The sequence below is a fragment of the Oceanobacillus sp. FSL K6-0118 genome (assembly GCF_038006665.1).
Classification (GTDB): Bacteria; Bacillota; Bacilli; order Bacillales; family Amphibacillaceae; genus Oceanobacillus; species Oceanobacillus caeni.
Map to the genome: position 1 here is coordinate 118,068 of NZ_JBBOVR010000002.1, position 23,155 is coordinate 141,222.

The 23,155-nt window shown below is 38.0% G+C and carries 20 protein-coding genes; 12 read left to right on the forward strand and 8 right to left on the reverse strand.

All coding sequences use genetic code 11. The features are described from left to right. Positions 1 to 323: 323 nt before the first annotated feature. Positions 324 to 2,045 carry a glycoside hydrolase family 26 protein gene (locus tag MHI02_RS17180; protein ID WP_341166158.1) on the forward strand — a complete coding sequence of 574 codons (1,722 nt, stop codon included), beginning with the start codon at positions 324 to 326 and terminating at the stop codon, positions 2,043 to 2,045. A gap of 52 nt (positions 2,046 to 2,097) precedes the next feature. Here the strand turns inward: MHI02_RS17180 and MHI02_RS17185 are convergent, their stop codons facing one another. Together MHI02_RS17185 and MHI02_RS17190 are read right to left on the reverse strand one after the other, a co-directional pair. Further along, the gene (locus tag MHI02_RS17185) at positions 2,098 to 2,421 is read right to left on the reverse strand and encodes an ArsR/SmtB family transcription factor (protein ID WP_341166159.1); all 324 of its coding nucleotides are present in this window, start codon (positions 2,419 to 2,421) and stop codon (positions 2,098 to 2,100) included. A 2-nt stretch (positions 2,422 to 2,423) separates the two neighbouring features. Then, a complete protein-coding gene (locus MHI02_RS17190; RefSeq protein ID WP_341166160.1) occupies positions 2,424 to 2,849 on the reverse strand; it encodes an SRPBCC family protein in 426 nt (141 codons plus the stop codon). 462 nt (positions 2,850 to 3,311) lie between these two features. Between MHI02_RS17190 and MHI02_RS17195 the strand changes: the two genes are divergently transcribed. The 10 genes from MHI02_RS17195 to MHI02_RS17240 all read left to right on the forward strand — a co-directional run bounded on the left by MHI02_RS17195 (position 3,312) and on the right by MHI02_RS17240 (position 15,377). Next, on the forward strand, positions 3,312 to 3,743 hold the full coding sequence (locus MHI02_RS17195; protein ID WP_341166161.1) for a GNAT family N-acetyltransferase: 432 nt from the start codon (positions 3,312 to 3,314) through the stop codon (positions 3,741 to 3,743). A 669-nt stretch (positions 3,744 to 4,412) separates the two neighbouring features. Then, on the forward strand, positions 4,413 to 5,141 hold the full coding sequence (locus tag MHI02_RS17200; protein ID WP_257456220.1) for a WecB/TagA/CpsF family glycosyltransferase: 729 nt from the start codon (positions 4,413 to 4,415) through the stop codon (positions 5,139 to 5,141). Next, positions 5,138 to 6,691, forward strand: coding sequence for a putative polysaccharide biosynthesis protein (locus MHI02_RS17205; RefSeq protein ID WP_341166162.1), 1,554 nt, complete (start codon positions 5,138 to 5,140; stop codon positions 6,689 to 6,691). The genes MHI02_RS17200 and MHI02_RS17205 overlap by 4 nt, the downstream gene beginning before the upstream one ends. A gap of 511 nt (positions 6,692 to 7,202) precedes the next feature. Further along, positions 7,203 to 9,080, forward strand: a complete 1,878-nt coding sequence (locus tag MHI02_RS17210) for a DUF5693 family protein (protein WP_341166163.1) — start codon at positions 7,203 to 7,205, stop codon at positions 9,078 to 9,080. A 5-nt stretch (positions 9,081 to 9,085) separates the two neighbouring features. Further along, entirely contained in the window at positions 9,086 to 10,165 is a 1,080-nt protein-coding gene (gene csaB / locus MHI02_RS17215; RefSeq protein ID WP_341166187.1) for a polysaccharide pyruvyl transferase CsaB, read from the forward strand. 38 nt (positions 10,166 to 10,203) lie between these two features. Further along, positions 10,204 to 10,920, forward strand: a complete 717-nt coding sequence (locus MHI02_RS17220; RefSeq protein WP_341166164.1) for a hypothetical protein — start codon at positions 10,204 to 10,206, stop codon at positions 10,918 to 10,920. A 16-nt stretch (positions 10,921 to 10,936) separates the two neighbouring features. Then, positions 10,937 to 11,785: a MurR/RpiR family transcriptional regulator gene (locus MHI02_RS17225; RefSeq protein WP_341166165.1), complete on the forward strand. Its 849-nt coding sequence runs from the start codon at positions 10,937 to 10,939 to the stop codon at positions 11,783 to 11,785. A 157-nt stretch (positions 11,786 to 11,942) separates the two neighbouring features. Next, on the forward strand, positions 11,943 to 12,827 hold the full coding sequence (murQ, locus tag MHI02_RS17230; RefSeq protein ID WP_047185822.1) for an N-acetylmuramic acid 6-phosphate etherase: 885 nt from the start codon (positions 11,943 to 11,945) through the stop codon (positions 12,825 to 12,827). 20 nt (positions 12,828 to 12,847) lie between these two features. Next, positions 12,848 to 14,227, forward strand: coding sequence for a PTS transporter subunit EIIC (locus tag MHI02_RS17235; protein WP_145523364.1), 1,380 nt, complete (start codon positions 12,848 to 12,850; stop codon positions 14,225 to 14,227). Positions 14,228 to 14,294: 67 nt separating this feature from the next. After that, positions 14,295 to 15,377: a DUF871 domain-containing protein gene (locus MHI02_RS17240; protein ID WP_341166166.1), complete on the forward strand. Its 1,083-nt coding sequence runs from the start codon at positions 14,295 to 14,297 to the stop codon at positions 15,375 to 15,377. 765 nt (positions 15,378 to 16,142) lie between these two features. On the opposite strand, the gene MHI02_RS17245 is transcribed toward MHI02_RS17240, so the two are convergent. From MHI02_RS17245 to MHI02_RS17270, 6 genes are all read right to left on the reverse strand, one after another. After that, positions 16,143 to 17,111, reverse strand: a complete 969-nt coding sequence (locus MHI02_RS17245; protein ID WP_047185826.1) for a nuclease-related domain-containing protein — start codon at positions 17,109 to 17,111, stop codon at positions 16,143 to 16,145. Between the two features lie 402 nt (positions 17,112 to 17,513). Continuing rightward, positions 17,514 to 18,044, reverse strand: a complete 531-nt coding sequence (locus MHI02_RS17250; RefSeq protein WP_052771758.1) for a hypothetical protein — start codon at positions 18,042 to 18,044, stop codon at positions 17,514 to 17,516. 135 nt (positions 18,045 to 18,179) lie between these two features. Next, the gene (locus MHI02_RS17255) at positions 18,180 to 18,569 is read right to left on the reverse strand and encodes a hypothetical protein (RefSeq protein ID WP_052771759.1); all 390 of its coding nucleotides are present in this window, start codon (positions 18,567 to 18,569) and stop codon (positions 18,180 to 18,182) included. A gap of 211 nt (positions 18,570 to 18,780) precedes the next feature. Beyond that, positions 18,781 to 20,094 carry a TolB family protein gene (locus tag MHI02_RS17260; RefSeq protein WP_047185827.1) on the reverse strand — a complete coding sequence of 438 codons (1,314 nt, stop codon included), beginning with the start codon at positions 20,092 to 20,094 and terminating at the stop codon, positions 18,781 to 18,783. 642 nt (positions 20,095 to 20,736) lie between these two features. Next, positions 20,737 to 21,777 carry a glycosyltransferase family 4 protein gene (locus MHI02_RS17265; RefSeq protein WP_047183963.1) on the reverse strand — a complete coding sequence of 347 codons (1,041 nt, stop codon included), beginning with the start codon at positions 21,775 to 21,777 and terminating at the stop codon, positions 20,737 to 20,739. Positions 21,778 to 21,836: 59 nt separating this feature from the next. Then, the gene (locus MHI02_RS17270) at positions 21,837 to 22,553 is read right to left on the reverse strand and encodes a glycerophosphodiester phosphodiesterase (protein ID WP_216883555.1); all 717 of its coding nucleotides are present in this window, start codon (positions 22,551 to 22,553) and stop codon (positions 21,837 to 21,839) included. A gap of 163 nt (positions 22,554 to 22,716) precedes the next feature. Here MHI02_RS17270 and tagD point away from each other — a divergent pair, with 163 nt between their 5' ends. Continuing rightward, positions 22,717 to 23,112 (forward strand): glycerol-3-phosphate cytidylyltransferase, encoded by a 396-nt coding sequence (gene tagD / locus MHI02_RS17275; RefSeq protein ID WP_145523375.1) that lies wholly within the window; start codon positions 22,717 to 22,719, stop codon positions 23,110 to 23,112. Positions 23,113 to 23,155 lie beyond the last annotated feature (43 nt).

Consider the following 23,155-nt stretch of genomic DNA (forward strand, 5'->3'; position numbering starts at 1 on the left):
CATTGTTTACCGATATCCCACTCGCCTGTACTGATATATGCTCATTGTTTACCGATATCCCACTCGCCTGTACTGATATATGCTCATTGTTTACCGATAACCCTCACGTAAGTACTGATATAAGCTCCTTGCTTACCGATATCCCACTCGCCTGTACTGATATAACCACCACAATTACCGATTTCCGCTCGCATCCCCTCCCCCCCAACCTTAACCCCACGTAAAAATGATTAACTTTCTGTAATTTTCTCCACTATATCCAGACGCCAAGTATAAAAGACATTAAAATAGATTAGGATTATGTATAGGGAAAGGAGAAAAAAATGAAAAAGAAATATATCATTTCCATAGCTGCGATTATTTGCGTGTTGGCATTGATTGTTTTTGGTATAAATAAAATGAATACATCGTTTTCCGCTTCTACCAATGAAACGACAAAAAATTATTCCGATGACATTGTATTTGATGGGGATCATTATAAGGTGGAACATGCCCCTTTTGAAGAAAATGGTCACATTTATATTGCTCTCTCGGACTTAGAAACCATCCTTTCACCTAAGCTAAAGCACACAAAGAATAATTTGACAATCACTTACGAAGATAATCAATTGAAATATGAAGATAAAACCATTCAAAACAGTAATGCAAAAGAAAGTGATATACAAACGTATCAGACAAAGAATGATATCATCTATTTACCTGACCAGCATATCGAAAAATTCCTCGGTGTGAATGTGGGATACTTTTATAATAAAAAGACGGCTACCATCGCTCTTTCCAGTCCCACTGAACAACAAAAACAAACGTTTGATCAACAAATTGGCACGACAATTTTTTTACATAAAAAGGATGTATTACCTGCTAAATACGAGCCAAGGGATGGTCTTTATTTAGGAGGCTATGTTATCCAGGATGAGTACATTGATACGAGTATGAATGTTTTTAATGAGATGGCTGGGAAAAATCATGCTTCTTATTTCCGCTATGTTGGGTATGGCAAGCCTTTTCCGAAAGAATGGGTGGAAGAAGTGAAGTCGGTTGGTGGTTTTCCTCATATAGCTTGGGAGCCGAATGATGGCCTAGAAAAAGTGAAAGATGATGAGTATCTCCGTCAATTTGCCAAAGATGCAAGTGATGTCGGCGTTCCGATTTTACTTCGTTATGCGAGTGAGATGAATGGAAATTGGACCGCTTATTCAGGGGATCCGGAACTTTATTTAGAAAAATGGAAGCTTGTACATGATATCATGGAAGAAGAAGCTCCGAATGTCATGATGCTGTGGAATGTGTTTACGATGCCAGAACAATCGATTGCGAAATATTATCCTGGCGATGAGTATGTAGATTATGTTGGGGTGAATATTTACAACGTCGTGTATCATAACGATCGGTTGGAGGATTTATCCGATTTCGAGGATCCATTACGATTACTGGACTATGTTTACAACACCTTTAGTGACACGAAGCCGATTGTGATTGGCGAGTTTGGTGCAACCAATTATACGGTAACGGATGGCTTGTATCATGTGGATTTTGCTGTAGAGAAAATCCAGCGCATGTACAAATATTTGCCAGAGCTCTACCCTCGTGTGAAAATGATTTATTATTTTGATGTGAATAATCTGGTAAACGCACCTGAAGGAAGGAAAATTAATAACTATGCGATCACAGAAAATGAGAGAATTACGAATGCTTATCGTACAAATGTGAAGAAAGATGTGTATCTATCTAGTGTTCAGGAGAATCCGTCAAACGAAGAGACCTTTTCGTATCGTGACTTCCTCTTCTTCTATAAAGGTGAGCTTTTTGTAGATAGACAATTTGTCCAGGATTATTTAAAGATGGAAATTCAAAAGGACGGAAAAAATACGTATAAAGTAACGTTTAACAACCAAACAGCTTCCATTCCAAAAGCAGAACTAACCATCGATAAAGCAGCTTTTTTCGAAAAACGAGACATTCATGGAATCGCCCTTGAAGCGTTGTTAGATGCATTTTCTATTAACTATGAATACGAAAATGGTGACATCCATATTTACCAATAACTATGATAAGAGAACCGAGAATGTTAATAAGACAGTCTCCGTTCTCTTATCTTTATTGGTTATCCTCTTCTACAAATTTCTTAAGAACTGCCAGTTTTTCATCCCAATAATGTTCAAAGAACGTAAGCCAATTTTGTATTTCAACCAGTGGTTCTGGTCTAAGCGTATAACGTGTTTCACGTCCCACCCTCTGACTTCTGACAAGACCAGCATTAGAAAGAATATGAAGATGCTTATTTACAGCTGTACGACTTATCGGGAAGTGTTCCGTAATCTCAGCTATCGACATTTCTTTTTCAGCCAGTAATTTTAGCATATTTCGACGGGTAGGATCGGAAACTGCTTGAAAAACATCGTGCTTGGGTTGATCGACCATACTTAAGCCTCAATATATGCTGGAAGTTTCTCTTTTACAATTTTTTCCCATCCGCCGTCCATATGTCCGCGAATGGCAGTATGTGGTTGTCCAAATTCGGTTACCTTTTCTGCATCCCAGCCGGAATGTACGAGAGTAAGCTCCGTTTTTCCGTCGCTCAACTTTTTCAATTCAATGGAAAGGTGCCAATCTTTACCCCAGTCGAAACCAACACGGTTAGGTGGAGTAAGTTCTGTTACTTTGCAAGGAGAGTCACCATACTGACCCGCATGAAGTACAAATTCATGTCCCAAAACAGGTTCAAATGTATTCGGCATCCACCATGCAGCAATGCCTTCTGATGTAGAAACAGCTTGCCATACTTTATCTATTGGAGCATTAAGTTCAACCGTTTTGCGTATTTCCGGTAATTTTTCTTGTGATTGCATTATTTTCTATTCCTCTCTTTCATTAAATAACACCCTTTAGTGTTATGTTTATTATAACACCTATTCGTGTCACATCAAGTACATTTTATTTTTCCCACAAACTCCTCTTTCATATTCTGATGGATGTGAATGAAAGATTTATAAATGAAATGTAAATATCATTAATCATTTGTAATTTTATTACGATCTTCATCAAAACCTTACAAAATTATATTACAATTAGTTTTGTAGATTAGATGATTTGGCATTTGCAACGGCTTTGGGGAATGTCAGGGTTGTTAGATTCATCACTACGATTAACGGATTCGCAAACTCGAGTAGCAAATTATTTACATCTAGTTGTTAAATAACAATAAAGATGTTGCTTGCTATTCAACGATCGGCAATTAACAGAATATAACGATTTGAACTAATCCTTTTTGAATGATGATTTATATGTACTATATTTTGAGGGGTGATAACGTGAATATTAGACCAAACAAAAAAACAGAAGTGAATAAATTAGTAGATATATGGTACGAAGGTTCCTTAATAGCGCATAGCTTTATTGATAAGGAGTATTGGAAATCACAGCGAACGGAGATGGAAAAAAAGTATATCCCAATGTCTGAAACCTATGTTGTAAGCAATGATAAAGATGTTGTCGGCTTCGTATCAATGGTGGACAATTATTTGGCTGCATTATTTATTGATGTGAAGCACCAAGGTGAGGGATACGGAAAGGAATTGTTAAATTTTATAAAAAGACAAAGGGAAAAGATACAATTAAAAGTGTACAAGAAAAATAACAAAGCTATTGATTTTTATTTGAGAAATGGCTTTGTTATAAAAGAGGAATCATTAGATGAACAGACTGCCCAGGAAGAATTTTTAATGGGCTGGGAAAAGTGTTGAATTTTTTATTGCTTTGATTAACGAATTCACGGACACGAGTATCGGATTAATCCCAAAGATTAACGGATTCGTGAACATGAGTATCGAATTATTCACTTTAATTAACGAATTCACAGGTACGAGCAGAGGATAGTTGTTGAGGGGGGACCCTGTGGGTAGTTCCCCCCGGGACTTAATTGGAAACAATGATATACGGCACGAAGGTAAGGATATAAACAATAAACAATAGGATGGATACTTTTGCGTATTTAGATTTAAACAGATTATTTAATCCATTATTGAAAATGCCCAAGATAAAAACGCAAAAACATAAGCCTAATGCCCCCATTGCTACAATGAATAACATTTCTTCCATGAGTCCATTCCTTTCTGATTATTATTTATTTTAATCGTAGCAAGTGAAATAAGTTTGCGAAATCGAATCACCTAACAAAAAGCAGTAGGATGTGACGCTTTTGTCACTTGGTTGAACAAGGAGTGATTCAGTGCCAACAATCAAACGCTAAAAAAGTTACCATACAAAAGAGCAAGACCCAGCTGAATCCGATATAATAAAGGGAGATTAATTGGCGAGGGAACTGGAGATACTGTGTATTTAACAACAGAAACATGTTCCCCCTCCCTCTCCATACTTATCCTTAAGCTTATAAAGGAGAAGCGTTACAAATGATGAAACACATAACTATTATGGGAGTTCCGTTTATAGATATAAATCAGAGGGATTTTGTTTCCCTTTTGGAAGAACGAATAATTCAACATGAAAAAACATTTGTGATTACAGCAAATCCGGAAATTGTGATGAAGGCGAATGAGGAGCCGGAATTTATGAACTATATTCAGCAAGCGACTTATGTTACGGCAGATGGAATCGGCATTGTGAAAGCTGCAAAAATGTTAGGGAATCCCTTACCAGAACGGGTTACCGGCTATGACACGATGATGCAGTTACTAGACGTTGCAAATGAAAAGGGTTATAAAATTTTCTTACTAGGTGCGCATCCAGATACATTACATAAAACGATCAAAACGATAGAAAAAAATTATCCCTATATCCAAATAGTTGGCTCGAATGATGGCTATTTTGATTGGGAAGATAATGATATTGCCGAACAAATTTCTACTGCTAAGCCGGACATTACGTTTGTTGCATTAGGGGTGCCGCGCCAGGAAAAATGGATATCCGAGAATATCGCACAGTTTGACCGAGGCGTATTCATTGGTGTTGGTGGATCGTTTGATGTGATTGCAGGAACGGTGAAACGTGCTCCGATGATTTGGCAAAAACTAAATATCGAATGGCTGTACCGTTTAATCAAACAACCAAGCCGCTGGAGACGTATGCTCGCACTACCACGATTTGCTTTTCAAATTTGGAAAGATAAAGGAAAATCACTATGAGCCGCTCCACACTCATCAAAGGGACGATTATGTTAACCGTTGCTTCCCTTCTTTCCAAAATATTAGGAAGCATCTTTCGCATCCCTTTACAAAATATTGCTGGAGATGAAGTGCTTGGTATTTTCAGCTTAGTTTATCCCGTTTATATGGTAGCACTGATTTTATCGGTTGCGGGAATCCCGACCGCCATCTCGAAATTGATTGCCGAAGAGAGAGCGCTCGATCCAAACGCTAATATTCGTCCGATTTATGTGACGGCAAGTATTTTAGCCCTTTCTTTCGGCGTTGTCAGCTTTACCTTCATCTACGTTTTCTCCTCCCCTATCGCTTATGCATTGGGAGGACCTACATCACGACTTTCACTCATCATCGTAGCTACAACCTTACTAATCGCACCATACATGGCGGTTTACCGCGGATTTTTCCAAGGCTTTGGGGATATGGGGCCAACCGCCATTTCGCAAGTGATTGAACAATTTATACGTGTTGGACTCATTCTTGTTCTTGCCTATGTTCTTGTTTCGCGAGGACTTTCCAATGAAAAAGTTGCCGGGTATATTATGATTGGTTCTGTCGCTGGGGCATTGGCATCTTTCCTCTTTTTAAGAGTAAAATTCGCCCGATCACCTTTGAAGCCGGTATCGAATTCGTCTTATTCCTTTGCAACCTTCTCACATGTTGGGAAAAAAATTTTAAAAGTATCCATACCCATTGCAATTGGTTCCATCACAATGGCTTTAGTGAATTTTATCGATTCCCTTACCATTCCATTTGGATTACGTTCGATAGGTGTAGATGGAGCAAGTGATATTCATTATTTATATGGTATCTATGGTCGTGGATTAGCACTTGTGCAGATTGCTACTGTATTTGCCACTTCGATTGTGCTTCCGTTAATTCCTTTACTAACGGAAAAGTTAGTAAATCATGATCGAAATGGGATGCGTACGACCATCGAGAAAGCTTTTTATATGGCAAATCTCATTGCATGGCCTGCTGCTTTTGGCCTGTTAGCTTTAACGTTACCAATGAATGTAGGATTGTTTTCCGACTTAGAAGGAAGCACGATGCTTGCCATTATTGGCTTCAGCTCTGTTTTTACTTCTTTAACCGTATTGGGTACAGGAATTTTACAAGGAATGAACTTAGCAAATCAAGCAGCATATATTATTTTGATTGGAATTGTCGTCAAAACTTTTTCGAATATCTTTTTAGTTCATCTTTTTGGGTTAAATGGTGCGGCGATTTCTACGTTAGTTGTCTACATTTTTTTATTTATCGTGAACATGATATTTATTTACCGGAATATACCTTTTTCATTTTGGAACGGTTGGAAAATCGCAAAAATGATCGTTGCATCCCTCTCGATGGCGATTATCATTGGGGCACCTACTTTATTTTTCCAAGTTGCAGAATGGTCGAGGTTGCAGGCTGTTTTATATGTGATGGGAGCAATCCTTGTCGGGGCAGTTATTTATTTTGGAATGTTATTCGTTTGGAACGTGATTGATAGAGAAAATGTGAAGAAACATGTTCAAAAAGGAGGATGAAAAAGTTTCGCCAGACTTTTTGAACTTCCTCTAAAAATCTGGGGTGGGTGCTGATTTCCGGGGATCGGGTGCTGATATCTGAGGATGAGTACTGATTTCCGAGGAGAGTGTGTGCCGATATCTGAGGATGGATGCCGATATCCGAGGGGTGTGTGCTGATTTCCAAGCAGTCTGTGCTGATTTCCGAGGACCGGGTGCTGATTTCCGTGGTGAGTACTGATATCTGAGGAATGTGCGCCGATATCCGGGGAGTGTGTGCTGATTTCTAAGGGGTGTGTGCCGATATCCGGGGAGTGTGTGCTGATTTCTAAGGAGTGTGCGCCGATATCCGGGGAGTGTGCTGATTTCTAAGGAGTGTGCGCCGATATCCGGGGGGTATGTGCTGATTTCTAAGGAATGTGTGCCGATATCCGAGGAGTGTATGCTGATATCCGAGGGCCGAGTGCTGATTTCCAAGGGATGAGCACTGATATCTGTACCTCTAATTAATGAACTAGAGAGGAAGAATAACATGATGAAACAAAAGTGGGTTTGGGGCGTACTCGTTATTTTGCTTCTAATCTCGTCGGTTGGCCTGTACCAGCGTTGGAATGTGGAAACAACAAACAACCAATATGAAATGGTCGTTCCGTATGAGGAATTGAATACATTAACAAATGATTCTACTTTTACAGTGGATGAAATTTTTTCCCGATTAAAAGATGCAGGATTAACATCAGTGAGCTTAAATCCGATGACATTAGTTGAACTTGACAATCAGGGCATCCTTTCGATCTATACAGATAAAATGCTAATGGAAATGTTGCGCTTTTCCATGGTGGATGAGCAAATTTCAGAAGTACCTGGATATTATATCACTATTCCAGATGGGCAATACTATGAACAAGTCATATTGGATGAAATCAACCCAGAAATACGGACCATTGCCGGTGAAGAATTTTACTTTTTACCAAAGGATTCGGGTAAAGGGTTGAACACGTTCCTTGGCTATGATGAATCAGTTATTCATGAGATTACGGAGCATGGATTAGATTATGTTCTGCGTATGGACAATGCTGTGGATTTTGACCAGGAAGCGATGGATCGAGTGCTTGAAGTTCATAATGGGGATACGAATATTCTGTTTCATGGCGAAGAGGTCATTGGTTTTCCTGAATTAGAGAAAATGAATAACTGGATCCGGCAGTTACATGAGGCTGGTTCTAGCTTTTACATGATTGAATTTGCCAAACAACATGGTTTTCAAACATTAGCACGAAACACAGACTATGACATCATTCGTTTGCATAGTATTGATTTAAATCAAAAAACCTTGGATGAAAGTGCGAATCAAGTTGTCCGTGCTGTGAAGGAACGGAATATCCGCTCCCTCTTTTTCCACTTAACGTATGGGGATCCGGAAGAAAGTTTGGAATATGCGGAGGAATTTTTGACTGAGATTCAGCACATGATGCCTGGTGGATTTCAATTAGGGACCGCTCAACCTTATGAGACGATTCCTGTTTTACTGTGGAATACACTAGTTGTACTCCTAGCTGGAATAGTTTTTACGTATTTAGCCGCAGCGAGAATATGGAAGTGGCGTAGTTTATCGATTATAGCAGGACTTGGTATGACCTTATTAGCCCTTCTGTACATTGTTTTGGATCGACTTGTGATTTTACAAGGTTTTGCCTTAATCATTGCTATCGTTACACCGATTTATGCTATTTTAGCTTCTTTGGATATGGGCGTTGGTCGGCTTCGTGATGTAACAATTCAATATATAAAGGCGATTGCGATTAGCTTTGTAGGAATTATAATTGTGCTTGGATTGTTAAACGGAAATGCCTTTATCACTGGGATGGAAATATTTAGAGGGGTGAAATTAGTTTACGTCCTCCCTATCGCTTTTGTCGGTGTTTATTTATTTTGGCAAATGGCATTTAGAATTTTACGCGAAAATGGCCCGCGTCTATTGAATGCCGAAGTGAAATATTGGCATTTGCTAGTATTCTTAGGTCTTGCAGCCATTGGGTTGTATTATGTTAGCCGAACTGGAAATGCGGGTACAGCAAGTGACATGGAACTTTTGCTTCGTCATAAACTGGAGGAGTGGCTCTATGTACGCCCTCGGACAAAAGAGTTTTTAATCGGATTTCCTTTATTTATCGTTGCGTTGTATGTAAGACCGAAAAATAAATTACTCGGAAACCTGTTACTCATCCCAGGAACGATTGGATCTTTATCCATCGTAAACACCTTTACACATTTTCACATTCCGTTATATATCTCATTGCTACGTACGTTTTATAGCATCGTCATTGGATATTTGATTGGTTTGTTGTTGATTTTTATTATTAAAAAATGCTATACCTATTTATCATCTAAATTGGCAAAAGCGAGGTGACCCGAATGCATGTTGTTTTATCAGGATATTATGGATTTGATAACTGTGGTGACGAAGCGATTTTATATTCGATTATACAAGGATTGCGCGGGATTCAAGCGGATATCGACATTACCGTTCTGTCCAACAACCCGTCATATACGAAAAAAATGTATGGAGTAGACTCCGTTGACAGGCATCACCTCGGGGAAATTTCAGCCGTCATGAAAAAAGCAGATGGCCTCATTAGTGGTGGCGGCAGTCTTTTACAAGATAAAACTGGATTGAAGTCTATTCCGTATTATAGCGGGATCATCCAACTTGCAACATTTTATAAAAAGCCTGTCTTCATCTATGCACAAGGGATGGGCCCGATTTCTAGTAAATTAAGCAAATGGATTGTGAAACATACATTAAATAAAGTCGAGCATATTACGGTACGAGATTGGGATTCACAAAGGCTATTAGATGAACTTGGCGTAAGCAAGGACTCCACGATTGTGCCCGATCCAGTGCTAGGCTTGAACAGCAATACTTTTTCATGCGACTGGCAAGGAAGCAGTAATGGCCCTATTTTAGCTGTTTCTGTTCGCGATTGGCCAAGCCAAATAGCGTTTAAAAAGTATATCGCAGAGGCATTGGATAAGCTTGCCGGAAAAGGCTATTCAATAGTGTTTGTCCCCATGCACGGAAAACATGATGAAAAAGCATCCATGGACGTAGCCGATTTAATGCAAGAAGCGAGCGAGATTTTCCCATGTGATTGTGAAGTTGAAGAGAAAATAGCCATCATTGGAAAAGCCGATTTACTCATCGGCATGAGACTACACTCCCTTATTTTCTCAGCAATCACATACACCCCATTCATCGCCCTTTCCTACGACCCAAAGATTGATGCCTTTGCCGAGATCTGTAAACAACCAGTCATTGGCAACACAGAAATAGACGATTGGGATGGAGAAGCATTGTTTACGGTAGCAGATTCTATATTGGAAGACAGAGAAAATAAAGGCGCGGAATTAAGGAAGTTTGTAGAGCCTTATCAGAAGCAGGCGCTGCATACGCCGATGTATGCGTTGGAGATGTTGAGAAGGAAACGAGCATAGAAGTGTGCTCGTTTTTTTGTTGGGGTGTGGAGTGTTGATTGAAGTGGGATATTGAATGTATGGAGCAGGTTATCGGGATTGGTGCGTGGGATATCAGGATTCAGGGCCTCTTTATCAGGAGGCATGTGACTTTTTTCGGCGATCAGGAAGCAGATATCAGTAGGCAATTGACTTTTATCGGCAAGCAGGTACTAAATATCAGTAGGCAGTTGACTTTTATCAGCAAGCAGGCTCCAAATATCAGCAGGCAGTTGACTTTTATCGGCGAGCAGCTACCAGATATCAGTAGGCAATTGACTTTTATCGGCAAGCAGGCTCCAAATATCAGCAGGCAATTGACTTTTATCGGCAAGCAGGTGCTGGATATCAGCAGCCAGTCACTTTTTATCAGCATTCAGGTGCTGGATATCAGCAGCCAGTTGACTTTCATCAGCTATCAGTCACCGGTTATCAGTTGGCAATTGACTTTTATCGGCAATCAGGTACCGGTTATCAGTAGCCAGTCAACTTTTATCAGTAAAGATCAGTCACCGGTTATCAGTAGCCACTCAACTTTTATCAGTAATCAGTCACCGGTTATCAGTTGGCAATTGACTTTTATCAGTGCAAAGCAATTTAATGAAATAACCACCTTTTCTTCACCCAGTTTTTTTAAACCCTCAAACAAAATATCACAAACCCTTCTTCTTTTAATCATCGTCTACCACACCAAACCGAATTCCCTGTATAATGAAAACAAAAGAATCCCCCACTAAGAGAGGAAAAATGATTATGAGTTCTATACTTACAAGAATTAAAGAAAATCTCCATACTTTATCAGAAGCGGAAAAGAAGATGGGTATTTATGTGTTGGAAAATCCAAAACTTATTCCTAATATGACGACGAAGGACCTTTCTAGGAAAGCCGGAACAAGCGAATCAAGTGTTGTTCGCTTTTGTAAATCCATTGGAATAGAGAGTTTTAAAACATTCAAATTAGAACTTGCCAAAGAGTTGGCAAAGGAAGATTTTAACCTTACTGATTTTAATTTTCTGCAAAAAAAGAGCGAACCCTATGATATTTTTCAACAAGTTTCCTTTGTCAATAAATCTGCCATTGAAGCAATCACTACCTCATTAGAACGAAAAGAATTTGAAAAAGCAGTGGATAAGATTCTTCATGCGGATAAACTTGTTTTCTATGGGGTCGGTGGATCAGCAACAGCGGCATTGGATGGGTTTTATAAATTTACGAAACTCGGATATCCCAGTACAGCCCATCAAGACTTTCACTTTTTACTGTCATCTATTCCCTATTTAAATAAAAATGATGTTGTCATCGCGATTAGTATGTCAGGAAAAACAAAAGATGTTTTGGAACTATCCCGATTTGCTCAAAAAGAAGGAGCAACTGTGATTGCAATTACCAATCTTGATAAGTCCCCACTGTATAAAGAAGCGGATATCCGACTTTGTACACCAGTCGTTGAACAAGATTATCGAATTGGAAGTATCCCTTCAAGAATGACACAACTAACCATTATTGACGCATTGTACCTTAGCGTCTTAAATAAAAAAGGTGAAAATGTCCTCTCCCGCTACCATGAGGCACGAAATGAAGTAATTCGACTAAGAAGGTAATCACAGCTTAACATTTGGGGGCTTTCCCTCGAATCCTAGCCTGATACTTTCTTTCCCTATAACTATAGTGAAATAAAATTTCATAGTTTATTAATGTTATATTGACTTTATATTTCATAATTTGTAAAATAAAAGTGTAAGAAGAAAGGGTGAGAAAATGCTAAACAAATTAACAACAGAATTAAGAAACCCGCATAGCATAGATATAGATATAAAACCTATCAGAGAAATTTTAGAGATAATGAATCAAGAAGATAGTAAAGTTCCAACAGCGATAGCTAAAGAAATTCCTCAAATTGAAAGGGCTGTCAATTTTGCTATCGAGTCTTTTAAGCAAGGTGGTAGATTAATATATATTGGTGCTGGAACAAGTGGACGTTTAGGAATCCTAGATGCTTCAGAATGTCCCCCAACCTTTGGAGTATCGCACGACCTCGTTCAGGGCCTCATAGCGGGAGGATCGAAGGCCATTACAGAGGCGATTGAAGGTGCCGAAGATAATAATACTTTAGGAGGTGATGACCTAAAAGCCATTTCATTAACAGAGAAAGATACCGTAATTGGAATAGCAGCAAGCGGGAGAACGCCTTATGTCATTGGTGGCTTACAATACGCAAATGAAATTGGTGCAAAAACGGTCAGCATTAGTAACAATAAAGACTCTGAAATTGGAAAAATTGCTAATGTAAAAATTGAAGTGGTCACAGGCCCAGAAATCATCACAGGATCTACTCGATTAAAAGCTGGCACATCGCAAAAGCTTGTCCTAAACATGATTACGACAACAGCGATGATTGGGATTGGAAAGGTTTATCAAAACTTAATGGTTGATGTCCAACCAACAAACAAGAAGCTAATCGAACGATCCAAACACATTATTATGGAAGCAACCAATGCTGATTATGTAACAGCAGCAGATTACTTGAAAAAAGCAAATTATAACGTTAAAGCTGCCATTGTCATGATTTTATTAAATTGTACATTTGATCAAGCGGTTAAGAAATTAGAAGAGTCAAAAGGCTTTATTCGAAATACGAAATAGCTAATGAGGAGGGAGTCAGAATGAAAAAGGAGGAGAAATTAGCAAGAGAGATACTTGAACATGTTGGTGGGGCCGAAAATATTCGTTCCTTTACCCACTGCATGACTCGTGTACGAATTAATTTAAAAGAATATGAAAAAGCAGACATCAAACAATTGAAACAAACAAATGGTGTCATGGGTGTCGTTGAGGATGACACCTTACAAATCGTTGTTGGCCCTGGTACCGTCAACAAAGTTTCTAACCACATTACGAGCATTACGGGAATAAAAATGGGAGAAGCACTTGATGTCAATGAAGATAATATTGCCGAAATGACAAAAGCAGGAATTAAGAAGAAAAATAACACACCAATGAAAAATTTGCTACGTAAAATTGGAAGCATTTTCATACCACTTATTCCTGGTATTGTTGGTTCTGGAATCATCAACGGTACGGTAGGATTTTTGAAAAACTCCGGTGTTGATGACACATTAACATGGATGCAACTTCTAACGGTTCTCGGCGGCAGTATTTTTGCCTATTTAGCGATTGTTGTTGCTTGGAATACAGCAAAGGAATTTGGAGGCACCCCAGTATTAGGTGCTATCGCAGGTATCATCACCATGAACCCAGCGCTTGCAGACATTACTCTCTTTGGAAATAATTTAACACCTGGTTACGGTGGATTAATTGGTGCGATGTTTGCCGCTTGGCTCATGGTATTTTTTGAAAAGCAATTCAGAAAAATTATCCCAAATGCAGTTGATATTATTTTTACTCCATTACTAACGATTTTAGTTGTCGGTCTATTAACTTTAGTTGTGGTACAACCAGTCGCTGGTGTCTTATCTACTGGAATCACGTCTGGAATTAATGCGGTGTTAAGCTTAGGTGGTGCAATCGGAAGTGCTATAGCTGGTGCCTTACTTGCAGGTTTCTTCCTACCATTAGTAATGCTCGGTCTACACCATGGGTTGACGCCAATCCATATGGAGTTAATCAACACCTTTAACTCTACCGCATTACTACCAATCCTTGCAATGGCTGGAGCGAGCCAAGTTGGAGCAGCAATTGCGATTTATGTAAAAACGAAAAACAAACGTCTACGTAATGTTATTAAAGGTGGTCTTCCAACAGGATTCCTTGGAATTGGCGAACCATTAATCTATGGTGTTACCTTACCACTGGGCCGACCTTTTATCACAGCATGTCTTGGTGCAGCAGTAGGTGGGGCCTTCCAAGCAGTTATGAAAACAGCAGCTACTGGAATCGGAGTCTCTGGTATCCCACTTATTCCATTAATTGCTGACAATAAGTATATACTCTATTTCCTTGGCTTACTCATCACGTATACAGCAGGATTTATCATCACTTATTTCTTTGGATTTAAAGAAGAGATGGCGGATAACTTGGATTAATATTTAAAAAGGAGGAAGGTAGTTTTCCTCCTTTTTCTTTAGTAAAACGGAAAGGTGTGTTATAGAAATGCTTGGTATTTCCATTTATTTATCAAACCAATCTATCACAGAACAAGAATCATACATTAAAAAAATGAATCAACTAGGGTTCAGTAGCATTTTTACCTCCCTACATATCCCAGAAGACGACCCCAATATGTATAAGGAAAGACTATTGGAATTGGGTAAACTTGCCATAAAATATAACATGGAATTAATCTGTGATATTTCCCCAAAGTCTCTAAACTATCTCAGGTTTTCATGGGAAAATGCTCACGAATTAAAAAACTTTGGCATTACTGGTTTACGTGTGGATTATGGCGTAGCAGTAGAAACGATAGCTAAATTATCTAATCAAATGGCAATCGCCCTTAATGCAAGCACCATTACCCAACAAGACATCGAGCAATTGCGAAACCATGGAGCAAATTTCACATCCATAGAAGCTTGGCATAATTATTACCCTCGTCCAGAAACTGGATTAGCTTTAGAAGACTTTAATGAAAAAAATCGTTGGCTAAAATCAGAGGGTATTAAAGTAATGGCATTCATCCCTGGTGATGGCGAAAAAAGAGGCCCACTATTCGAAGGACTCCCAACAATTGAAGAACAGCGAAGACAATCTACCTTTTCTTCCTTTTTGGAATTCGAATCTAATAAGTGGGTAGATAAAATCTTAATCGGTGACCCATCCATTAGTGAAGCATCTATGAAACAATTTGCAAAAAATAAGGAAGGAATAGTTTTGCTTCGAGCAGAGTATTTTGGAGGCGATGAGTATATCTACGACCAGTTACAAACAAAACAAACCAATCGCCAAGATGCCGCAAGAGATGTTATCCGCTCCACTGAATCCAGACAATACGGACTAACTGGAGATTACCCCGTTAAACCTGAAAACACAATAGCAAGAAAGGCAGGATCTATCACCATAGATAACGAAAAATATGGACGCTATCAAGGCGAAATTCAAATCACGAAACGCAACCTCCCTGCTGACGATAAAGTAAATGTTATTGGCCTTGTAATTAAAGAAGATAGAGCAATACTTCCATATATTAAGGGAGGAATGAGCTTTCAGATTGAGTGGGTTGCATCCAAAGGGGATTAGTGGAAGCTTATTGTCTAATTGTAAAAAATCAATGATAGATATAAAGAAGACTTCCATCAGTGGGGGTTTTCCTTTTTCGCCCGCTGATGGTTAGTCGCACTTATCGCAGTTGATCTCCCACCTAACTTCTTTGTTTCCCCAGAAGCTTGAGGTAGGAGTTACTGCCCGTTTAGGTGGGATAAAACTACTGTGACCAAATAAAGCTTCCCCCTTAATTCGGTTGTTTATCACCTTAATAAGTGTAAGTGACGATTAGTGATTCTTCCTCCTTCATTACTCGGGGCGTTCATTATCTTGATGAATGACGTGCTTTGTTATCTTTCTCTCTTGCTGCGATTCTGTTAATCATTTCTATTATTCCGTTACTCTTGAGCGGGAATTCGTTATTCGTTTCTATTATTCCGTTACTCACGTGCGGGAATTCGTTATTCATTTCTATTATTCCGTTACTATTGGGCGGGAATTTGTTATTCGTTTCTATTATTCCGTTACTCACGTGTGGGAATTCGTTATTCATTTCTATTATTCCGTTACTATTGGGCGGGAATTTGTTATTCGTTGAGATTTTTCTGTTGTGTGTGAGTATCGAATGAGTTGCCGAATGAGGAAAAAAAGGTTTCGTTCCACTACTTATAGGGCTGGCGTGCTAAATCGTTACTCCTCATGGAGAAAAAATTCGATAAACGCAGTCGACAATCCGTTAATCGTTGCAGTACCCGCACAATATATTCCATTATCCCCGGCCCCCTTTATAAAATTAAACTACTATAACTTCAATCTTAATTTATATTTCTTCCCCTTTGTTGATCCAACTGTTGACACACACTCTTTACCAAGCATATATTTTGTTACTTGAGCGGATGAGATTAATAGAAAGTCCCGAGCTTGTTTATTGGTAATCCACTCTCCGAAAAGTAAGATATAATCATTTAATGCAAGTCTGTGGGCGTCAGTCGATACGTGTTTACAATTTTTGCAATACCATTTTCTTTGATGCCTAATCATTGGTAGAGCATTGCATTTTGGGCAAAACACACCTTTTAATATATCTTTTCTGGATAATTCATATTTTTCAAAGAGGTTTTGGTCAGCTGGACAGTGGGATTTCTGAAGGAGGTAAGACAATTTCTGGAGTTGGTGTTCAGTTAAAATATCTTTTTTATACATCTGTTCTAATTTATCAATTCTAAAAATTAAATCGCTACTATGAATAACTTCATCAGGGATGTGATCTTGCGCAGTCTCCCGCTCAATAATATTAGTTGGAAAGCTACTTACTGATAGGAATTTAATAGGAATGTCGGGGAAATGGTGGTTATTCATCCAACGTCTCAGACGGCGGACTTGCATTTTCACCTGATCGATTGGGTTGAGGATCCCCTTTTTCGAACCATCAGGCAATTTTCTGGTAACTTGTCCATTCGCACCAAATATGCAGGTACCTTGCCAATTCTTTGAATCAACGTTAAGGATAAAAGACTTTGTCATAACTAGAAAATCCATTTGGAAATATCCATTCTCATCCTTTAATCTCAAGTTATAGAGCACAATGAAATTCTTATTATCTAAAAAACGTAACTGATACTTGACCTCATTTTCGCCTTTAACCTCAGCATGTTTAATTTTAAAATCCTTCAAAACCTTTTCTTTCACCGGGTGATTTGAGGGAATCCTACTTTCTAAAGCCTTTAATGCTAAGTATTCAAATTTTTTACCACGAGAACCTTCAATCAAATTTTAATCAATCCTTTCAAATTATTATCCTATGACTAATTACGACAAAAGATGGTAAAATCCTTCTTTTATTTTAAAATTGTTGGTTTAAATCGTTACTCCCCATGAATAATCCGTTATTCGCAGATACGAAAGCTTTGTTCGCCACTCATAAGGACAAGGCGATTCCAAGGAAAACCCAACGGACCTAAAAACTTTATATTATTTTACGATGAACATATCATGGATAAAATCAATCCCTTCACAATTCGAGCACATTTATTCTAACAGCCCATCTCAACAAGTACTAAAGCATTCTGTAAGCCCATACATAAAAGGATCCATTTTGATAAAACATAATCAAAGTGGATCCTTTAAACTTAGTTTTTATCAGAAGAACTCTCATTTGCTCGCACTTGGACGTTAAAATCTAGCCCTGCTTAATGTTCTTCGGTTAATTGGACTTTGTTCAAATTCGTTCGGTGACGGTTCCGTTCCAAAAGAAATAGGTTCATTCAATTCCTCTGTATTATATTCCGTATAATTTTGTCTTCCCACTGTCTTATACTTTATTTCAAATTCTTCCTGGAATTCAGGTACCGTTGTTTCTGAAGGTGACTGTTTCATACCGGATATCCATGTTTCGAAATCTAACATTCCCCTATCAATGATACCGCATAAATCATCCAAGGATTGAGTCAACTCTACCAAACAATCCAATCCATTGCGTAGCATAATTCCTTTTTTCTTAGCCTTTTCAACAGAGTGTTCAAGTTTGTAAAAATTCTCATTGTAATCAAATTCAACATAGCAGCTAGTACGATCCCAATTGAAATGAAAATCTTGAACCTTTAAACGTTTCATAACATCAGTAAGTTTTCTTTCATACATGCTTTGCTCGTCATTTGGCATCCATTTTAATAGATTTCTTGCAACAAAATTTCTTTTTGGCATATCATTCACCTTCCTTGTAGATTCCGTTAGTGTTTCGAGGCAATAATCTTATATGAATAATTTCTACAAAATGGACGAGATTCCTTTAATAATCGTTCTACAATTATCGACTATTTTTTCAAAACCAAAGTAACCTTAGTAGCGCTTTGACAAAACGACAAATGAAGAAAATACAGTTATCATCGCTAGTGTTGCTAACAAACTAACCGTCTGATATCCGTTTAGATCAATGATTTTCAATTGAAAGAGTGGCATGAGAATAATCATATAACCCAAAATAAAGAGGAAACTAAAAAACACTCCTCTTTCTCGTATTCTTTTTGAACGCTCATCATCTTCTTTAAATTGTGGATAGAGATAGGATAGACAAAAGGACATAACAGCCGTACCTAAAAAAACAAGCTCATGTCCAACAAAGAAATCTCCTGTTGATATGCTGGAAAAAATGATAAGCAAACTATAAAGTAGAAATATAAAACCACTTATGAAGAAAAGCCTTCTCCCTGCCTTACTACTCATTTTCATGAAACCCCCTCCTCCTTATTGAAGTAATTTCATCTTGTTATACAATTCATCTTCTATCCATCATTATAAAGTAAAGGAAACCCGACTGTAAAGGATACTTTACATAAAAGTAGCACCTCCTAATATCGGGGGTGCTACTTAAACATTAAACATAATATATTTTCAATTTAAAATAACGTATCTTATAACCTTTCCCATGCACAACTATCCTTTATTTCGCAAACCGCTTAAAAATAAACACAAACAAGACAATTATCACGGAACAGCCAAAAATCCCTACAGCCAACATCATAATTCCAATTCCATACCAAGGATCAACCATTCTGGCCACCACAAAACTTGCTGCAAATGTTAGTATGGCAATCGCAAAACTAATGATGGAAGGCAGATAGGCTTTACGCAAGCAATAATAATGAAGGTACACACTTAGTATCCCCATCAGTAACAGATACAGAATAGCAATAGTTAAGGTGTTTACCGAACAATCAAACATTTGTATGAATCGATTGTCACCTGATGATTGAGGTGCATCTAGGTTAACAGCTTCGATGTTGTGCGTTGTTGGATCAATGGTCATTAACCGATACACAGCTGGGGCATTTGACCAATTAGTGTTTTCCAGAAAAGCGATTTTATTTTCCTTATGAAAAAAGGTTGGAGATGTTACGGCTTTTTTCAAGTCTGTTAATCTCTCCACTTTTTGCGTATCCAAGTTTAATAAAAACAAATCATACTTAAAAAGCGAACTGTCTTGTGATTCCTGCGAAACGTCTGTAAACGCTAAATACCTTCCGTCCGGTGACAATTTTGGTTCATAAAAGGACTGTGTATTAATCATCTTCGCAGAAAGAATGGACGGACTAATATTTACTTTTCCATCTTCGAATGAGTAGGAATAAATCCGATCTTTGCTCCCGTCAAATTCACTATAAAAAATCGTGTCTCCATCAGGCGAAAGAAAGAGATAATCCATGGAAAAATGATCGGCATCCGTCAATTTTTTCATATGTTCCCCGTCTACCTCAATAGAATACAAGTCATATCCTTCTCTTGATTCTTCGCCTTTTTTAACCTCTCCCGCTTCTACTGCAACGAAATAAATTGTTTCCCCATCATGTGAAAAAATAGCGTCTGTTACGTGAAACTTGCTGTCCGTCAATGGCCTACCTTCACTTCCATCTTGGTTGACCATCCTTAGAGTTTGAATCCCTTCCGCATCTTTACTTAAATAAACAAGCTTTTTACCATCAGGTGAGTATTTTGGTTGGCTATCCCGCTGGTTATTTGAATTGGTTATTTGTTTAACATGAGTGCCATCAGGATTTGCCGTATAAATGGATTCCTTACCATCTACATAGTAAGAAAAAGCGATTTTCGAATCATCTGGCGTTACACTAATTTCTTCTCCGAGTCCAGTAAAATAGCGATATGGATCGTCATCTCTTAAAATGGCATAAAGTAACGTACCTACAAATAACAAAACAACCGCGCCAATAGTTACTAAAAAGATGCGTTTTCGTTTCATGTATAACTTCCCCCCTTTTTATTCAAAAGCACAGATAAGCGCCTTTTTTGTTTGGAAAAAGCGCCGATAAGTGACAGTCATTACCATTTATCTTACAGCAATGTATATTTCGATGGTTCCATTCGGATGATACTTTTCGAAATCAATGGTATATTCAGAATCACCAACTCCATCAGGTCTCACTCCTCCAATTGTTTGTTTATAAAGTAATTCGACAAATCTTTAGCATAACCTTCCTTGATTCGTTATCCCAATATTAACTTGCTTGGTTGTGAAAAAAATTAACAGTCATGTGTAAAAAGCATTCCATATCATTATTCAGCACGCGGGGCAGATATCAGCAGTTGTTTACTCTTTATCAGTAGTCGAGGACGGGATTTTAGCAATCATTGACTTTTTATCAGCAATCAATACGCGATTTCAGCAAATACAAGATATCGGCACTCAATCACTTTTTATCAGCAATCATGTTACCGATATCAGTATCCTTCTTACTTTATCAGCACTTAGGCACAATATTTCAGCATTCCCTCATGCTTTTTCAGCATTCACGCACGACATATCAGCGATCCTCCACACTTTATCAGCACTCACCTTCCCCTACAAAACAAAAAACAAGCTGCCTCCCCCAAGACAACTTGTCTACTTCTTCCATCCTATTAAATTTAAAATCGGTCTATATTGATCACTAATGACCCCAGTGATTTCCACAATCAATTCCACCAAAATTAATAATGAAACTAATATAGAAATGGATCCCCATAATGTGGACCTCGTTAGGACAATTGCGATGACACTAAATAGAATACTTAGTGCATAAATCATAATAACCGTTTGTCTGTGGGTGAATCCTAGGCGAATGATACAATGGTGTAAATGAAATTTATCTGGTGATGATAATGGTCTTCCTTGTACGATACGGCGAATGATGGCAAACGTTGTATCCATAATTGGAATTCCCAAGATAATAATTGGAATGATTAAGGATACGATGGTAACCTCTTTGTAAAGACCCAATACCGAAACGACGCTGATCATATATCCTAAAAATAATGATCCAGTATCACCCATAAATATTTTCGCTGGGTAGAAATTATATACCAAAAATCCGACTGTACTACCGAGCATGACGAGTCCGAGAAATGCGATGAGGATATCTCCTCTTGTAATCGCTATGACTGAAATCGTAAATAATGCAATCGATGATACACCAGCCGCCAAGCCATCTAAGCCATCAATTAGATTAATCGCATTTGTTATTGCGACAATCCAAATAATGGTGATTGGGATTGCAAAGAATTCGAAGTAAATTCGCTCGTCCTGCCAGATGGTAACGAACTCGATTTGAATTCCACCTAATACGGTTACTAGTGCCGCGATGATTTGCCCGAGCAACTTATATTTTGCCGAAATGGTAAAAATATCATCCAAGATTCCAGTAAGAATAATGATCGTCCCACCAACTAAGATGGGCCAATAGTCTCCAGGATTAGGATAAAAGAGAATAATTCCAATTATAAAACTTAAAAATATCGCCAAACCACCTAATCGTGGCATAACGGAAGTATGAACTTTTCTTTCATTTGGTTGATCCGTAGCTCCAATTTTCAATGCGAACCGTTTTACGATTGGTGTAATAATAATGGAGCTAAAGAAACTAACAATTAACGCAATATATAACATTTTTAAATCCTCCTGAACAGATAGGAAGTTTTCTTTTATTTTGTGTTACGAGTAAGTTTTTAATTCATGGATAAGGTAGGATAAAAATGCTCCTTATATCTTTGCAATTCATCTGTCGTCGTTAAAATGGAAGGATATTTCTCTATTTGAATCATTTGTTCTTTCGTATTCACTGTCCAAACCACAAGCTGAATTCCAAGTTCTTCACATTTATTAACATATTTTTCCTTTAATCCATCATACCTCACCGCTAGATATTTCGCATCTATTTTTTCCATTAATTTAAAATGTGAACGTTTCACCCGATTTACTAAGGGGCCGACCTGTGCTTCTGGAGATAGGCTGCGAAGCTTTTTTAAGGAATGATGGTTAAACGAAATAAAGTAAACTTGGTCCATCATTTCCAACTGATTGACCACTTCCACCACTCTTTCCTCAATCCTTCTATATAGCCTCGTATCCTTTAATTCAATGGAAACAATAATTTTCCCTTTCGCAAGCTGTAAAACTTGAGCCAAAGATGGGATTTTCTCCTCTGTTTCATTGATGCAAAACGCTTGTAATTCTTGGAATGTATATTGACGTATTTCCCCATGCCCATCTGTCATACGATCAATCGTCGCGTCGTGCATGACAACTGGAACCCCGTCTTTTGTCAGATGCACGTCTAACTCCATATGGGTGAATCCCATTTCAATCGCTGCACGAAATGATGAAATCGTGTTTTCCGGATACTCCACTGGATAACCTCTATGAGCAATACCTCGAATATTCATTTCCCAAACCCCTCCATTATTTAGGTGATACATACATTATATCGGATAAATGTTAAGCAACCGTTAATGAACGATTAACTTCGTATGAATTTTATGTTAATTCAGTCACAAAATAATTTTATCATATTGTTAAATAATACTTAAAAGGAATGGAGGATTTTTTATGAAAAGAGTAATCACCTATGGTACGTTTGATTTTCTTCATAATGGCCATATCAACTTATTAAAACGTGCCAAAGAATATGGAGACTACTTAATTGTTGGAATCTCCACTGATGAATTTAATTTGATAAAGGACAAAAAAGCCTACTACAGTTTTGAGCAACGAAAAATGATACTGGAAGCTGTTCGCTATGTCGATCTTGTCATCCCCGAGGAATCATGGGATCAGAAAATAGACGATGTAAAAAAATACAATGTGGATGTTTTTGTCATTGGCGATGATTGGGAAGGTAAATTTGATTTTTTAAAAGAATATTGTGAAGTGGTGTATTTACCTCGAACTGTTGGGATTTCCACCACAAAAATTAAAACAGACTTGAATCACCACGCGAAATAATGAGAGAAATTGCAGTAGCCATTTACCTTTTTACCTTCCGCCT